Source organism: Sinisalibacter aestuarii (assembly GCF_027923545.1).
Lineage (GTDB): Bacteria > Pseudomonadota > Alphaproteobacteria > Rhodobacterales > Rhodobacteraceae > Sinisalibacter > Sinisalibacter aestuarii.
Window position 1 is genome coordinate 82,052 of record NZ_BROH01000008.1, and the last position, 15,908, is coordinate 97,959.

Sequence of the window (15,908 nt, forward strand, 5' to 3'; positions counted from 1 at the left end):
GTGCCAGCATGAGGCGACGCACGAGGGAGGGCCCGATGCGGATATTTCTGATTTTCGCCGCTTTTGTTATTCATTTTGCCGGGCTGGCCTATGCCGAAAGCCCCTTGCCCGACAGGCGGGTGATCCTGACGCGGGACATGGATTTTCCCGGTGGCGACATCCAGCAGATCTTCGACACGACGATGGCGGCCTGCGAATCGGCCTGCCTGACGCGCGGCGAATGCACGGCCTTCACGTTCAATTCGCTGAAAGGCGCCTGCTTCCTCAAGAACGGCTATGGCGCACCCACGCCCTATTCCGGCGCTTTCTCCGCCGATGTTGTGGCGCTCGACCCGGCGCTGGTTGCCGCCGCCGAGGCGCGCGCGGCCGAGCTTTCGTTTCTCTACGAGACCGACATTGCCGCCGCGCAGACCCGCGCGCGCCAGTTGCCGCATGATTTTGTCGCCGGCGGCTGGACGGCGGATCAGCTGACCCAATATGCGCGCGACGCCGAGCGGGATGCCGAGATCGTCTCGGCGATGCGCTACATGGCCGCCGCCACGGTGATCGGCGACGGGGCGGGGGACTGGGCCGGCTATGCCCGTCTGGCCAATGCCGCCGCCTTCGCCACCAGCGATAGCGGCGAGAAGCGCAAGCTGTTCCAGACCGGGCTTGAGGCTGCCATTGCGGCCTATCTGCGCAGCGGGTCGGGGCCGGAGCGGGCCAATGCGCTGACCGGGATGGCGGTGGCGCTGGAAAATCTGGGGCGCGGCCGGGCGACGATTCCGGCGCTGCGGCTGGCGCAGGCGGCCAGCCCGCGCGACGAGACCGCCCAGGCGCTCGACCGGGTGACCGGCCTTTTCGGCTTTCGCGTGACCGAGACGGATGTGACCTCCGACGCTGCCAGCCCGGCGATCTGCGCCACCTTCTCAGAGCCGCTGGTGGAGGCCGGGGTGGATTACGCGCCCTTCGTGCAGACGGATGTGTCGGGCCTGGCCGTGGCCCCGCGCGGCAGCCAGCTTTGCGTCGAGGGGGTGGAGCATGGCACGCGCTATGCGCTGACCCTGCGCGCCGGTCTTCCGGCGGCTTCGGGCGAGGCGCTGGCGGCGCCGGTGCAACTGAACCTCTATGTCCGCGACCGCGCGCCTTCGGTGCATTTTCCGGGCCGGGCCTATGTGCTGCCCGCGGCGCCCGATGCCGGGCTGCCGGTGGTGGCGGTGAACACCGATACGCTCGACCTCACCCTGTCGCGCCTGCCCGACCGCAATCTGGTGCGTGTCTATGAGGAGGGCTGGTTTGGCAATGCGCTGGGCGTGTGGGACGAAAGCTGGTTCAACGACACGATGGCGCAGGAAATCTGGCGGGGCGCGGCGGATGTGGCGAGCGAGCTGAACCGCGACGTGACCACGCGGCTGCCCATCGGTGAGGCTTTGGCGGGCCAGCCGCCGGGGATCTATGTGCTGCAGGCGGCGATTCCGGGGGTTGATCCCTATGCCAGCCCGCCCGCGACGCAATGGTTCGTGATCTCCGATATCGGCCTGACCACGATGATGGGGGCGGACGGGCTGCATCTGTTTGCCCGCGCGCTTGCCAGCGCGGACCCGATTGCCGGGGCGAGGGTGCAGCTTCTGTCGCGCGCCAATGCGGTGCTGGGCGAGGGCGAGACCGATGCGCAGGGCTATCTGCGCTTTGCCGAGGGGATGACCGCCGGTACCGGCAGCGCCACCCCGGCTGTGGTGGTGCTGGAGAATGGCGATGACATCGCCTTCCTGTCGCTCACCGGCCCGGCCTTCGACCTCTCCGACCGGGGGGTGGAGGGCCACCCCGCCGCGCCGCCGATCGACGTGTTTCTCACCACCGACCGGGGGGCCTATCGCGCCGGCGAGACGGTGTTCGCCACCGCGCTGGCGCGCGACGGGCAGGCCGACGCGATCGACGGATTGCCGGTCACCGCCGTGCTGTACCGGCCCGACGGGGTGGAATATGCGCGCCATCTGTCGGGCGGCGCGGGCGCGGGGGGGCATGTGTTTACCCTGCCGCTCGCGGGCAATGCGCCGCGCGGCACCTGGCGGCTCGATCTGCACGCCGACCCGGATGCGCCCGCACTCGCCTCGACCACGCTTCTGGTGGAGGATTTCCTGCCCGAGCGGATCGACTTCGCGCTGACGCTGTCCGACCCCGCGCCGCGGCTCGCCTCGCGCCCGGTGCTCGGCATCGACGCGCGCTATCTGTTCGGTGCGCCGGGGGCCGATCTGGCGGTGGAGGGCAATCTGCGCCTGCGCCCGGTGCGCAGCCTTGAGGGCTGGCCGGGCTATGTGTTCGGCCCGCATGAAGACCTGCCCGATACGCAATGGGGCGCGATCTCGTCCGTCCGCACCGATGCCATGGGCCATGCCGACGCCACCATCGCCTTCCCCGAAATCGAGGCCGTGGGGTTGCCGCTTCAGGCCGAGATCAATGTGGAGGTGCGCGAAGGATCGGGCCGTCCGGTCGAGCGCAGCCTGACCACCGCCGTCACCGCAGAGGGGCCGGTGATCGGTATCCGGCCCGCCTTTGACGGCACGCTGCCGGAGAATGCCGAGGCCAGCTTCGAGGTGATCGCGCTGGCGCCGGACGGTACGCCGATGGCGATGGAGGCGGCCTGGGAGGTGAACCGGGTCGAGACGCGGTATCAATGGTATTCGGTCAACGGCAACTGGAACTGGGATCCGGTCACCACCCGCAGCCGGGTGGCCTCGGGCACGCTCACGCTGGGCGAGAGCCCGGCCCGCCTCGCCACGCCGACCGAATGGGGCAATTACGAACTGATCGTCTCGGGCCGGGACGGCGGACATGTGACCGCCTCCACCGGCTTTTCCGCCGGCTGGTATGCGCCCGCCGATGCGGGCACCACGCCCGACATGCTGGAGGTATCGCTCGATGCCGAGACTTATGCCGCTGGCGACACCGCCACGCTGCGCTTCGTGCCGCGCAGCGGCGGCACCGCGCTGATTACGGTCGTCTCCAACCGGCTGATCGACATGGTGGCGGTGGAGGCCGTGGCGGGGGAAAACACCGTCACCCTGCCGGTGACCGAGGAATGGGGCGCGGGCGCTTATGTGACCGCCACGCTGATCCAGCCGCTCGCCGATGCCGCGGGCCATGACCCGACGCGGGCGCTGGGCCTGGCCCATGCCAGCGTCGATCCCGGCGCGCACCAGCTTGCGGCGCGTTTCGACGTGCCCGCCGAGGCCGCGCCGCGTGCGCCCTTTACCGTCACGCTCGACGTGGCGGGCGTGGCCGATGGCGAGACGGCCTATGCCACCATTGCCGCCGTCGATCTGGGCATTCTCAACCTCACCTCGTTTGACGTGCCCGACCCGTCCGACCATTATTTCGGCCAGCGCCGGCTCGGCATGGCGATCCGCGATCTTTACGGGCGGCTGATCGACGGGCGCAGCGGCGCGATGGGGGCGATCCGCTCCGGCGGCGATGCGATGGCGCAGATGCGGATGCAGGCCCCGCCGCCGACCGAAGAACTGATGGCGCAGTTCTCCGGCCCCGTCGAGGTGATCGACGGCAAGGCGACGGCCACCTTCGATCTGCCCGCGTTCAACGGCACCGTGCGGCTGATGGCGGTGGTCTGGTCGGCCACCGGCGTGGGCAATGCCAGCGCCGATGTGCTGGTGCGCGATCCGGTGGTGGTGACCGCCTCGCTGCCGCGTTTCATGGCGCCGGGCGATGACAGCCGCATCCTGATCGAGCTGACCCATGCCACCGGCCCCGCCGGGGCGATGCAGATCAGCGTCGGCTCGGATACGGTCGACGTGGATGGCGGCGGCTTTGCCCGCGAGCTGGTGCTGGACGAGCTGGGCACGGCGCGGCTTGCGGTGCCGATCGTCGGGCCGGAGGACGGCGTGCACAGCATCGACATCTCGCTCACCACGCCCGATGGCATCCGGCTCGGCAAGGTGCTCAGCCTGCCGGTGATGTCGCTCGATCCGGAAGTGGCCGAAACGCGGCGCATCACGCTCGCGCCCGGCGAAAGCTTCACGCTCACCGACGACATCCTTGCCGCCATGACGCCGGGCACCGCGCGTGCCACGGTCACCGCCGGGCCGCTGGCGCGGATCGACGCCGCCGGGCTGATCGACAGGCTCGACCGCTACCCCTATGGCTGCACCGAGCAACAGACCAGCCGGGCATTGCCGCTGCTCTATCTGAGCGGGCTGGCCGAGGCGATGGGGCTGGCCGACCGCGACGATCTGCCGGGCCGGGTGCAGACCGCGATCACCGCCGTGCTGGCGAACCAGTCATCGTCGGGCAGCTTCGGCGTCTGGCAGCCGGGAAATGGCGATCTGTGGCTCGATGCCTATGTCAGCGACTTCCTGTCGCGCGCCCGGGCGCAGGGCTACGCGGTGCCCGATACCGCCTTCCGCGCTGCGATGGACAATCTGCGCAACCGGGTGAATTACTATCCCGATTTTGAAGATGGCGGCGCCGATCTGGCCTATGCGCTCTACGTGCTGGCCCGCGAGGGTGCGGCGGCGATGGGCGATCTGCGCTACTATGCCGACATCAAGGCGCCGGACTTCGCCACCCCGCTGGCCTCGGCCCAGCTTGGCGCGGCGCTGGCGGCCTATGGCGATCAGGGCCGGGCCGATGCGATGTTTGCCCGTGCCGCGCGCCAGCTTGCCGCGGCCCGGCCCGAAGGCCAGCTCTGGCGCGACGATTACGGCACCAACCTGCGCGATGCGGCGGCGGTGCTCACGCTGGCGGTGGAGGCGGGCAGCGATGCGGTGGACCGCGAGGCGCTGCTGACCCGCGTGGCCGGGGCCGATGCGCATCTGTCGACGCAGGAGGCCACATGGTCGCTGCTCGCCGCCAATGCGCTTCTGACCGATGCGCCGGGGGGCGGGCTCAGCCTTGACGGGGCGCCGCTTGCCGGGCCGCTCGCGCAGGTGATGACGCCGGTGGAGCTGACCACGCCGCGCATCTTCAGCAATGAGGGCGACAGCGAGACGATGCTGACGGTGACCAGCTTTGGCGTGCCCCGGGTGGCGCCGCCGCCCTCGGGCAATGGCTATGCCATCGACCGGCGCTACTTCACCATGGAGGGTGAGCCTGCCGATGCCGGGAGCGTGGCGCAGGGCACGCGGTTGGTGACGCTCCTCACGGTGACGCCGTGGGCGGGCAATGCGGGCCGGCTGATGGTGACCGATCCGCTGCCCGCGGGCTTCGAGATCGACAACCCCAACCTGTTGCGCGCGGGCGATATCAAGGCGCTCGACTGGCTGCAGGTGACGACGGACACCGAGACCACCGAGTTCCGGCAGGACCGCTTTCTCGCCGCCGTCAACTGGTCGTCCGATACGCCGTTCCGGCTGGCCTATATCGTGCGGGCGGTGAGCCCCGGCGTGTTTCACCATCCGGCGGCCTCGGTGGAGGACATGTATCGCCCGACCTACCGGGCCACGGGCGCGGCGGGCGCGGTGACGGTGACGGAGTAGCCGGGCGGGGGCGCTGCCCCCGTCACGCCGCTGGCGTGACTCCCCCGAGGTATTTGGCGAACAGAGAAGGAGGGCCGGAAGCTTCATGCGTGCGGGGTGGCTATTCGTTCTGGCCCTTGGCCTGTTCCTCGCCGCGCTCGGGCGCGATGCGGTGGCGGGCTGGATCGCGGCGACGCCGATGCCGCCGCTGGCGGTGGAAACCTCCGTCGAGGTGCTGGACCGGCACGGGGATTTGTTGCGCGCCTATAGTGTGGCCGACGGGCGCTGGCGGCTGGCGGTGAACCCGGACCAGGTGGACCCGCTGTTCGTGCAGATGCTGGTGGCCTATGAGGACAAGCGGTTTTACCGGCATCGCGGGGTGGACATCCGGGCGGTGGCGCGGGCGGCGGGGCAGGCTGTGGCGAACGGGCGGGTCGTGTCGGGCGCCTCGACGCTGACGATGCAGGTGGCGCGGCTGATCGAGGACGGGCCGACCGGCACGGTTGCGGGCAAGCTGCGCCAGGTGCGGCTGGCGCTGGCGCTGGAGCGGCGGCTGAGCAAGGCGGAGATTCTGGCGCTCTATCTCGACCGCGCGCCCTATGGCGGCAATACCGAGGGTATCCGCGCCGCCGCCCGGAGCTGGTTCGGCAAGCCGCCATCGCGGCTGACGGCGGCGGAGGCGGCGCTGCTCGTCGCCTTGCCGCAAAGCCCGGAGGCGCGCAGGCCCGACCGCCATCCGGAGGCGGCGCTTGCGGCGCGTGACAGGGTGCTGGCGCGGGTGGTGGCGGCGGGGGCGATCCCGCCGGAGGTGGCGGCCAGCGCACGCCGGGCGGCGGTGCCGGCGGCGCGGGCGGGGATGCCCCGGCTGGCGGCGCATCTGGCCGACCGGCTCAGGGCGGAAAACCCGGGTGCCGCGCTGCATCTGACCACGCTGGACGGTGGGTTGCAGCAGCGGCTGGAGCGGCTGGCGGCGCAGGCCGTGCGCGATCACGGGCAGGGGGCGCTGTCGATCGCCATCGTGGTCGCCGATCATCGCAGTGGCGAGATTCTCGCCGCGGTCGGGTCTGCCGGCTATTCGGCCGATACGCGGCAGGGTTTCGTCGACATGACGCGCGCGTTGCGCTCGCCCGGCTCGACGCTGAAGCCGCTGGTCTACGCGCTGGCCTTCGATGAGGGGCTGGCCCATCCGCAGACGATGATCGACGACCGGCCGATGCGGTTTGGCAGCTATGCGCCGGAGAATTTCGACGGCCAATATCGCGGGCCGGTGACGGTGGAGGAGGCGCTGCAGCTTTCGCTCAACATCCCGGTGGTGGCGCTGACCGCCGAGCTCGGGCCGGCGCGGCTGATGGCGGCGCTGGCGCGGGCCGGGGTGCGGGCGGCGCTGCCCGGCGATGCCGCGCCGGGGCTGGCGGTGGCGCTGGGCGGGGTCGGGGTGAGCCCGGAGGCGCTGACGGCACTGTATGCGGGGCTTGCGGCGGGTGGCGAGGCGGTGGCGCTGCATGCCGTGCCGGGCGGCGGGGCGGGCACACGCCAGCGCATCGTTTCGCCCGAGGCGGCGTGGCAGGTGGGGCATATCCTGGCCGGGATGCCGCCGCCGCCCAATGCCGCGCGTCAGCGGCTGGCCTACAAGACGGGCACCTCCTATGGCCATCGCGACACCTGGGCGGTCGGGTTCGATGCGAGCCATGTGATCACGGTGTGGATGGGCCGGCCGGACGGCACGCCGGTGCCGGGGGCGTTTGGCGCGGAGGTGGCGGCGCCGGTGCTGTTCGAGGCGTTCTCGCGGCTCAAACCGGCGCTCGAGCCGCTGCCGCCGCCACCGCCGGGCACGCTCATCGTGTCGACCGCCGCGCTGCCGGCGCCGTTGCGCGAATTCCACCCGCGCGGGGCGGGTCTGACGGGGGAGAACCGGCCGGTGCTCGCCTTTCCGCCCGATGGCGCGCTGATCGAGACCGGGGGGCTGCCGCTGGTGGTGAAGATCGCCGGGGGCACGCCGCCGTTCACCCTGCTGGCCAACGGCGCACCGGTGCTGGTGGCGACGCCGACCCGCGCTCCGGCGCTGCCGCTGCTTCCGGGGCATGTCACCCTGTCGGTGATCGACGCGGCGGGCCATGCCGCGCGCGCGCAGGTGGAGCTGCAATGATCGGCCTGCGTTGCTGGTGCGGAGGCTCCGGTCGGGCTGTTGCGTCTAATCTGTCGCGTGGAGCCGCGCGGCGCTGACCACGGAGATACGCGCCCGGCGGGGATGGTCGGGGACGCGGAGGGTGCCGGTGGCGATTTCGCCGCTGCCCGTGTGCCGGTGGCGGTGATGATCGCCTGGCAGGTCGGGAGCGCGGGGTGCGGGTCATGTTGCACGCAGGTGGCGTTGCTGCGATCGGCCGCTGCTGCCGGTGCTGCCGGTGCAGCGGTTCCGGTCGACGTCGCGCATCCAAGCCATCGCGTGGAGCCGCGCGGCGCGAAACACCGAGACATGCGCCTGGCTGCGAGCTTTCAGCAGGTCGTCCATTCGATCCCTATCGAGTTGGTTGGAGTTACCAGGCACCAACACTATTCGGAGGGATCGAATGAACGTGCATCAGAATGCCAGACGGACGCCGTTGGGGCGAGAGCGGCTTGTCAGGACGATCGAGGGTGGCATGACCTTCTGGCGGGCCGCGGCGGTATGCGGCTGCCCGGCCAAGACCGCCGCGACGTGGCGGCGGGCGGTGATTGCTTGGATGGCCGGAAGCGCACGGGGCGCGCGCGTCATGCTGCGTGCGGGTGGCCTTGCAATGATCGGCCTGCGTTGCTGGTGCGGCGGTTCTGGTCGGGCCGTTGCGTCTAATCTGTCGCGTCGAGCCGTGCGGTGCTGACCACGGAGATACGCGCCCGGCGGGGATGGTCGGCGGCGTAGACGGTGCCGGTAGCGATTTCGCCGCTGCCCGTGTGCCGGTGGCGGTGATGATCGCTTGGCAGGCCGGGAGCGCGGGGTGCGGGTCATGTTGCACGCGGGTGGCGTTGCTGCGATCGGCCGCTGCTGCCGGTGCAGCGGTTCCGGTCGACGTCGCGCATCCAAGCCATCGCGTGGAGCCGCGCGGCGCTGATCGCCGCGACATGCGCCCGACAGGGACGGTCGGGGACGCGGAGGGTGCCGGTTGCAATGTCGTCACCGGGCGCGCCCGCCCGGCTCGGGCCGCCACGGGCCCGTTTGCCGGTGGCGGTCGTGATCGCGTGGAAGGCCGGGCGCATGTGGGGCGCGGGTCATGTCGCGCGCGGGTGGCGTTGCTGCGATCAGCCGGCGCTGCCGGCGCAGAGGCTCCAGTCGACGTCGCGCACCCAACCCATCGCGTGGAACCGGTCGGCGCGGAACACCGAGATATGCGCCCAGCCGGGATGGTCGGGGAAGTAGACGGTGCCGGTGGCGATGTCGTCGCCGGGGGCGACGCGGGCGAGCACCGGCGCGTCTGTGCGGGGGCCTGCCAGAACGTCGAGCGGTGCGCCGGTCCAGCCGAGGCAGCCGCTCGCATCTTCGCCGGGCGCGGTGACCACCTCCTGTGCGAACAGCAGATCGAGCCGGTCGAGATCGGGCGCGGTGCGGGTGGTGTCGACGGCGCAGCCCAGTGCGGCCTCGCGCGCCCGCACATAGGCCACGAGCCGGGCCGCATCGGGCGAGAGCGCCACCCCGGTGCCGGTGCAGCCGGTATTGTCGAAGACCGCGCGCCCGAGCGGGGAGGCGAAGCAATAGCCCGCGCGGTCGAAGACGAGGTTACGGGCGAACCACAGATCGTCGCATTCGTCATATCCCAGCGCCGGGCTGGCGAGGCTGAGGGCGATCAGTGCGGCGGCAGGGCGGATCATTGTACCGGCCCCCGCGATCAGCCCGCGGCCTCGGTGCAGAGATCCCAGTTCATCGGTGTATCGGACCAGCCGAGTCCGACGGGAACGCCACCGCGCTCCACCTCGACATAATACCAGTCGCGCTGGGCATCGCGCGTGTCGTAGAGGAAGATCAGATCGTCGCCCGGCTGCACCGCGCCGAGCGGGGCGCGGTCGGCGCGGAAGCCCGACCAGAGGGTGAAGCCCGCCCCCGTCCAGCCGAAGCAGCCGGCGCCGGAATGCTCGTCGCGCGCGGCGAGGTCGGTGAGTTGCAGCCTGAGGCCGGTCAGCGGGATCGGCAGGCTGGTGCGTGAAGTATCGACATGGCAGCCGCCGCGGCCTTCGATATCCCTGATCCGGGCCACCAGCGTCTGGTTACGCGGAGACAGGGCGACATCCTGGCCGATGCAATCGGAATTGTCGAACAGAGCCTGCCCGAGCGCCGACCCGAAGCAATAGCCGGCCATGTTGAACGCCTGGTTCCGCACGAGCCAATAATCGTTGCAATACTCGTCGACGATCTGGGCGCTGGCGGGCGATGCGGCCAGAGCGAGGGCCAATGCGGCGAAAAGTCGGTTCATATCAAGCCTCCCTGCCGGCCAGATTTGAGCGGTTCGGGGCGCGAGGCAAGCCCGCATTTCGTCGCGTGAGGGCGCAAAAGAAAACGCCCCGCGGCGGAGGCCGGGGGCGCGTTCGCGGGATCGGCCAGCCGGGGCGGCTTACTTGTCGTCGTCGTCCTCGTTGTCGTCGTCCGGCAGGTTGAAGAAGCTCTCGGCGTCGAACTCCTTCTCCTCTTCCTTGTCGTCACCGCCCAGCGTGAAGGTTTCCAGCCCTTCGATGGCGGTCGGGATCTTCGGCTCGGTATCGGCGGCGAGGCTCTGCTCGGTCGAGAGCAGCTTGCGGCGCTCGTCATCCGACATCGCCGCGCCTTCGGCGGCCTTCTTGGCGGCGGCCTTCTGCACGGCGGCGTCAAGCTCGGTCTGCTTGCACAGCCCCAGCGCCACCGGGTCGATCGGCTCCATGTTCTGGATGTTCCAGTGGGTGCGTTCGCGGATCGACTGGATGGTCGGCTTGGTGGTGCCGACCAGCTTGGCGATCTGGCCATCGGTCAGCTCGGGGTGGAACTTGACCAGCCAGAGGATCGAGTTGGGCCGGTCCTGACGCTTCGACAGCGGGGTGTAGCGCGGGCCGCGGCGCTTTTCCTCGCCCACGGCGGCGGCGTTGAACTTGAGCTTCAGCTTGTGCAGCGGATCGGCCTGGGCCTTGTCGATCTCTTCCTGGGTAAGCTGGTTGTTGGCGATCGGGTCGAACCCCTTGACGCCCTGAGCCACGTCGCCATCGGCGATGCCCTGCACTTCGAGCTCGTGCAGGCCGCAGAAATCGGCGATCTGCTTGAAGCCGATCGTCGTGTTGTCCACCAGCCAGACGGCGGTGGCTTTGGCCATGATCGGTTTGTCCATAGTGACACTCCTTCGGATAAGCCGGTCCCGTTCCCCGGAAAGGGGCGCCCGTTGCGGGCTGGGTTACCGTTGTCGGGAAACTTGGGGGCTATATAGTGCGCGCGTCCCGGTTAGGAAAGTGAAAATGCGACATCTCCTCGTGATCCTCCTTGGCCTGCTGCCGCTTGCTGCGCGGGCCGATGGCGAGCGCGCCGGCGAGTTCGACTATTACGTTCTGGCGCTGTCGTGGTCGCCCAACTGGTGCGCGCTGGAGGGGGCGGCGCGCGGCTCGGAGCAATGCGACGAAGCCTTTGGCTGGGTCGTTCACGGGCTCTGGCCGCAATACGAGGATGGCTGGCCCGCCTATTGCCCGACAGTGGAGCGCAACCCCTCGCGGGCGCTGACCGGCGCGCAGGCCGACATATTCGGCGCCGGCGGCGCGGCCTGGTATCAGTGGAAGAAGCACGGGGTCTGCTCGGGGCTTTCGGCGGAGACCTACTACCGGCTCGCACGCGAAGCCTATGGCCGGGTGACCCGGCCCGAGGTGCTGCGCAAGCTCGACCGCACCGTGACCCTGCCTGCCGCGGTGATCGAGGACGCCTTTTTGCAGGCCAATCCCGGCTGGGAGGCCGACATGGTGACGATCACCTGCCAGTCGGGCCACATCCAGGAAGCGCGCATCTGCCTCACCCGCGCGCTTGAGCCGCGTGCCTGCGGCGCCGATGTGGTGCGCGACTGCACGCTGGAGCGCGCGCTGTTCGAGCCGATTCGCTGAGGCTGGCGGGGGCAGGGATTTCATGCCTCCGGCGGGAGTATTTTTGCAAGGATGAAGGGGCGGAGCCTAGCCCGCGCCAGCCGCCGTCATCGCTGCGCCGATGTAATAGGGCCAGACGATGAGGGCGAGAACGCCCTTCCAGAACCCGAGATTGAGAAAGCCGAGTGTGAACAGCCACCCGGCGAACCACAGGAGCCCGAATTCGTTCTGCACTTTGATGGTTTTGTCGGCCATGACGCATCCCCCTTTCACCGATGGATATGGGGATGCGGGGGCGGCGAGGCAAAGCAAAACAGATCGAATTTTTAAATCACAGAAGTATTTTTAATTCATTTCACAAGGTTCATGGCGGGCCCCATATTCCTTTCAACGACACCGGGAAAGGAGAGACCGAGATGAATAGCAAGACGAACAAGGCCGCAAAGGCCACCGCCGACGCCCTCGCCAGAGTGCTGGCCGACAGCCATATGCTCTACATGAAGGCGCATAATTTTCACTGGAATGTGGAGGGGCCGCACTTCTTTGCGCTGCATGAGATGTTCGAGGCGCAATATACCGACATTGCCGGGGCGATGGACGAGATCGCCGAGCGTATCCGCGCGCTGGGCGAATATGCGCCGGGCAGTTCGGCGGAGTTTGCCGCGCTCGCCCGGGTGACGGAGGTGGAGGGCCGGCTGGCCGCCGCCGACATGGTGCGCGAAACGGCCGCCGATTATGACATTATCGGCGAGACTATTGCCGGGGCCATCGCGGTGGCCGAAGAGCATGGCGACGATATCAGCGCCGGGATGCTCGCCGACCGGCTGGCCTTTCACCAGAAACAGGGCTGGATGATGAAAGCCTGGCTGAAATGAGGCCCCGCCCCGCTCTTCCCGCAGGGTCGGGGAGGGCGGGATCAGCCTTGCAGCAGGCCCACCACCATCATCACCAGCCCGGCGAAGGAGACCGCCCAGGTGGCCGAGCGCAGAAGGGCGATGCCGGAGCCATAGGCGGGCACGTAGACGAGCCGGGCGAAGAAGAACACCATCGCGCCGGTGAGCGCCCAACCGCTTTCGATCCCCTTCATCTCGGCCAGCAGCGCCAGCGGCAGGAAGACCGGCAGCGCCTCGAACATGTTGCGCAGCGCATGGGCCATCCGTGCCGACATCACCGTATGCGGCGGTTCTTCGTCGCGGTTGCTGCGCAGATAGGCGAGTTGTTCGGGTTGCTTCGACGCGCCCCGCGCGATCGACGGCAGAAGGGTTTGCAGGACAAACAGGGCCAAGACGGCCAAAATCCAGGGAATCATAAGAACCTCAGGGCAGAAGGATGGTTGAACCGGTGGTCTTGCGCGCTTCCAGCAGGCGGTGGGCTTCGGCGACGGCGTCGAGGGGGAAGCGCTGGTCGATATGGATGGTTACGGCGCCGGAGGCGATCTTGTCGAACAGATGCGCCGCCATCGCCATGCAGCTTTCGTGACTGGCGATATGGGTGAACAGCGTGGGCCGCGTGACCTTGAGGCTGCCGCGCCGGGCCAGCTCCTGCAGCCCGAAGGCTTCGACATTGCCCGAGGCGCTGCCGAAGGAGATCATCATGCCCAGCGGTTTGAGGCAGTCGAGCGAGCCGAAGAACGTATCTTTCCCCACCCCGTCCATCACCACGTCGACGCCCTTGCCGTCGGTGAGTTCGCGGACGCGGGCGACGAAATCATCGCTGCGGTAGTTGATGCAATGGCTCGCGCCGTTCGCCAGCGCCTCGTGGCATTTCTCGTCCGAGCCGGCGGTGCCGATCAGGGTGATGCCCTCCGATTTCGCCCATTGGCAGGCGATCAGCCCGACGCCCCCGGCGGCGGCGTGAAACAGCACCGTATCGCCCGGATTGATCGGCGTGGTGCGGTGGAAGAGATATTCCACCGTCATGCCCTGCAGCATCGCGGCGGCGGCGGTCTCGAAGCTGATTCCGTCGGGCAGGGGGACCACCTGCGCGGCGGGCATCACCCGTTCGGTGGCATAGGCGCCGGGCGGGTTGGCGGCATAGGCGGCACGCATCCCGGGTTTGAGATGGGTCACGCCCTCGCCCACGGCTTCGACCACGCCGGCGCCTTCCATGCCCAGCCCGTGCGGCAGTTCGAGCGGGTAGGTGCCGGTGCGGAAATAGACGTCGATGAAGTTGAGGCCGATGGCCTCGTGACGGATGCGGATCTCGCCCGGGCCGGGATCGCCCACCTCGGTCTCGACGAGCTTCATATTCCGGGGTCCGCCGAATTCCTCGATGATCACCTGTTTCGCCATGATGCGTCCTCCCAATCCGGTTCGGCCACATCAAAGGGCAGCGCGGGCGGAATGTCCATCGGTCAGGAGCGCCTATCCGGCCCGGCTGCTGCGCATGGCGGCGACCTTGTGCACCGAGGGGTCTGCCACCAGCGCGCCGTATCGGTCGGTTTCGCAGCCCACCAGCGCCACGCGGCCCTCGGCATCGTGGTGCAGGCCCCAGCCGTTGGACTTGGCCAGCGGCGAGGTGCGCAGGCAGGCGCGGGGCCGGGCGAAGAACTCGGCGGCGAGCGCCTGATGCGCCTGCGGCCCCAGCCCGCGCCGCCTTGCCTCGACCGCCGTGAGCAACTCGTCGCTGGTGTAACGGTAGGGCGCGGCCGCCAGCAGATCGTATTGCAGTGCGGCGATGGTGCCGGGCCGCGCGGGCACCTGCCCGGCGACCGCCTTCGTATCCGGCGCGACGAGGATCAGCGTGCTGGCGTAATTGGTCGAGTACATCACCCGATCCTCAAAACGATCTTGCCGATATGGCCGCTCGACTCGATCCGCTCATGCGCCTTCGCGGCATCTTCCAGCGCGAATTCCGAATCCATCACCGGGCCGATCCGCCCCGCTTCCAGAAGCGGCCAGACCTGCGCGCGCAGGTCTGCGGCGATCTTCGCCTTGGCGGCGTCGGATTGCGGCCGCAGGGTGGAGCCCGTCACCGTCAGCCGGCGGGCCATGATCTGGGCGAAGTTCAGCTCGGCCTTGGGGCCGGAGAGAAAGGCGATGTGGACCATGCGGCCCTCATCGGTGAGCGCGCGGATGTTGCGCGGGATGTAATCGCCGCCGACCATGTCGAGGATCAGGTTGGCGCCGCCTGCCTTGCGCATGATGTCGACGAAATCCTCGTCGCGGTAATTGATCGCCACATCGGCACCGAGTTTGCGGCAGACCTTCAGCTTGTCGGCGCTTCCGGCGGTGGTGAACACCCGGGCGCCGAAAGCATGGGCAAGCTGGATCGCGGTGGTGCCGATGCCGGACGAGCCGCCATGGACAAGAAACCGCTCGCCCGCCCTGAGGCCGCCCCGCAGGAACACGTTGGACCAGACGGTGAAAAAGGTCTCGGGCAGGCAGGCGGCCTCGCGCAGCGCCATCCCGCCGGGTACCGGCAGGGCATGGGCGGCGGGGGTGGCGACATATTCGGCATAGCCGCCGCCGGGCAGGAGCGCGGTGACCATGTCGCCGGGCTTCCAGCCGGAAACGCCCTCGCCGATGGCCACGATCTCGCCCGCGCCTTCCAGCCCCGGCAGGTCCGACGCGCCGGGCGGCGGGGCGTAGCTGCCCGCCCGTTGCAGCGCATCGGGGCGGTTCACACCGGCATAGGCCAGTCTGATCAGGATTTCGCCCGCGCCGGGCACCGGCACGGGCCGGGTGCAGGGCTGCAAAACCTCCGGCCCGCCCGGCGCTGAAATCTCGACGGCGCGCATCGTTTCGGGAAGGCTCATTTGCCGTGCCCTGCCTGCGGTGCGTGGACGAGATCGAGCAGCTTGCCCGGCCCCTTCATGAAGGCGCTGACCAGCGGGTTCTCGCGCGCCCTGGCCTTGGCCTTCTCGAATTGCATCACGTTCTCGATCCGCCGGTCGAGAAAGGCCCAGGTGGCGGTGTTGTCTGCGCTCTCGTCACCGAGCCAGTAGAGCGCAGTGGAGGAATAGACGGCTGAGAGCGAGGCGCGTTTGGTGTACCAGTTGATGTCGCGCGAGGTATCGCCCAGTGCCGTCCAGATATGATCGGCGGTTTCCCACAGGGCGCGCGAGCCGGTGGCGGCATGTTGCGGCAGGGCAAACAGGCTGAAGCCGCGGCGCACCAGCTCCTTGTCGGCGATCTCCAGCCGCAGCCGCACCGCATGGGCGATCCGGTCGCGAAAGCGCATCTCCGACAGGTCTTCGGCGCGCAGAAGCTCGATCATCTGCATGTCGCCGCGCCGGTGATAGGCGACAGCCAGATCCACCGCGCCGCGCGGCAAGAGCGCCTTCACTTCCGCCGGGCTCATGCCCAGATCGGCGCGGGCCGCGTCGATCGCCTTCTGGCTCCAGCCGTCGAACATCGCATGGTTCATCGCGGCATCGAGAAGCTCGTCCTTGCGTGTCATCCGCGGCCT

The 15,908-nt window shown here is 69.2% G+C and carries 14 protein-coding genes; 4 read left to right on the top strand and 10 right to left on the bottom strand.

Translation table 11 applies throughout. From position 1 onward, the window contains the following. Positions 1 to 35 precede the first annotated feature (35 nt). Entirely contained in the window at positions 36 to 5,468 is a 5,433-nt protein-coding gene (locus QMG28_RS13685) for an alpha-2-macroglobulin family protein (RefSeq protein ID WP_281842878.1), read from the top strand. 85 nt (positions 5,469 to 5,553) lie between these two features. Further along, complete coding sequence (pbpC, locus tag QMG28_RS13690) at positions 5,554 to 7,593, top strand: penicillin-binding protein 1C (RefSeq protein WP_281842879.1); 2,040 nt, start codon at positions 5,554 to 5,556, stop codon at positions 7,591 to 7,593. 201 nt (positions 7,594 to 7,794) lie between these two features. Here the strand turns inward: pbpC and QMG28_RS13695 are convergent, their stop codons facing one another. From QMG28_RS13695 to QMG28_RS13710, 4 genes are all read right to left on the bottom strand, one after another. Further along, positions 7,795 to 7,956, bottom strand: a complete 162-nt coding sequence (locus QMG28_RS13695; RefSeq protein WP_281842880.1) for a hypothetical protein — start codon at positions 7,954 to 7,956, stop codon at positions 7,795 to 7,797. A gap of 764 nt (positions 7,957 to 8,720) precedes the next feature. Beyond that, positions 8,721 to 9,287, bottom strand: a complete 567-nt coding sequence (locus QMG28_RS13700) for a DUF4453 domain-containing protein (RefSeq protein WP_281842881.1) — start codon at positions 9,285 to 9,287, stop codon at positions 8,721 to 8,723. A gap of 17 nt (positions 9,288 to 9,304) precedes the next feature. After that, a complete protein-coding gene (locus QMG28_RS13705) occupies positions 9,305 to 9,886 on the bottom strand; it encodes a DUF4453 domain-containing protein (RefSeq protein WP_281842882.1) in 582 nt (193 codons plus the stop codon). Positions 9,887 to 10,024: 138 nt separating this feature from the next. Next, the gene (locus tag QMG28_RS13710) at positions 10,025 to 10,765 is read right to left on the bottom strand and encodes a DUF1013 domain-containing protein (protein WP_281842883.1); all 741 of its coding nucleotides are present in this window, start codon (positions 10,763 to 10,765) and stop codon (positions 10,025 to 10,027) included. 124 nt (positions 10,766 to 10,889) lie between these two features. On the opposite strand from QMG28_RS13710, the gene QMG28_RS13715 reads away from it, so the two are divergent. Then, positions 10,890 to 11,519 carry a ribonuclease T2 family protein gene (locus QMG28_RS13715; RefSeq protein WP_281842884.1) on the top strand — a complete coding sequence of 210 codons (630 nt, stop codon included), beginning with the start codon at positions 10,890 to 10,892 and terminating at the stop codon, positions 11,517 to 11,519. Positions 11,520 to 11,585: 66 nt separating this feature from the next. On the opposite strand, the gene QMG28_RS13720 is transcribed toward QMG28_RS13715, so the two are convergent. Further along, positions 11,586 to 11,753 carry a hypothetical protein gene (locus QMG28_RS13720; protein WP_281842885.1) on the bottom strand — a complete coding sequence of 56 codons (168 nt, stop codon included), beginning with the start codon at positions 11,751 to 11,753 and terminating at the stop codon, positions 11,586 to 11,588. Positions 11,754 to 11,914: 161 nt separating this feature from the next. Between QMG28_RS13720 and QMG28_RS13725 the strand changes: the two genes are divergently transcribed. Beyond that, a complete protein-coding gene (locus QMG28_RS13725; protein ID WP_281842886.1) occupies positions 11,915 to 12,373 on the top strand; it encodes a Dps family protein in 459 nt (152 codons plus the stop codon). 41 nt (positions 12,374 to 12,414) lie between these two features. On the opposite strand, the gene QMG28_RS13730 is transcribed toward QMG28_RS13725, so the two are convergent. The 5 genes from QMG28_RS13730 to QMG28_RS13750 all read right to left on the bottom strand — a co-directional run bounded on the left by QMG28_RS13730 (position 12,415) and on the right by QMG28_RS13750 (position 15,899). Beyond that, positions 12,415 to 12,783, bottom strand: coding sequence for an MAPEG family protein (locus QMG28_RS13730; RefSeq protein WP_281842887.1), 369 nt, complete (start codon positions 12,781 to 12,783; stop codon positions 12,415 to 12,417). Between the two features lie 31 nt (positions 12,784 to 12,814). After that, positions 12,815 to 13,789, bottom strand: coding sequence for a quinone oxidoreductase family protein (locus QMG28_RS13735; RefSeq protein ID WP_281842888.1), 975 nt, complete (start codon positions 13,787 to 13,789; stop codon positions 12,815 to 12,817). A gap of 72 nt (positions 13,790 to 13,861) precedes the next feature. Next, positions 13,862 to 14,266 (bottom strand): DUF6157 family protein, encoded by a 405-nt coding sequence (locus QMG28_RS13740; RefSeq protein WP_281842889.1) that lies wholly within the window; start codon positions 14,264 to 14,266, stop codon positions 13,862 to 13,864. Beyond that, positions 14,266 to 15,255 (bottom strand): NAD(P)H-quinone oxidoreductase, encoded by a 990-nt coding sequence (locus tag QMG28_RS13745; RefSeq protein WP_281842890.1) that lies wholly within the window; start codon positions 15,253 to 15,255, stop codon positions 14,266 to 14,268. The genes QMG28_RS13740 and QMG28_RS13745 overlap by 1 nt, the downstream gene beginning before the upstream one ends. Next, on the bottom strand, positions 15,252 to 15,899 hold the full coding sequence (locus tag QMG28_RS13750; protein ID WP_281842891.1) for a COQ9 family protein: 648 nt from the start codon (positions 15,897 to 15,899) through the stop codon (positions 15,252 to 15,254). Before QMG28_RS13750 ends, QMG28_RS13745 begins: the two co-directional genes overlap by 4 nt. Positions 15,900 to 15,908 lie beyond the last annotated feature (9 nt).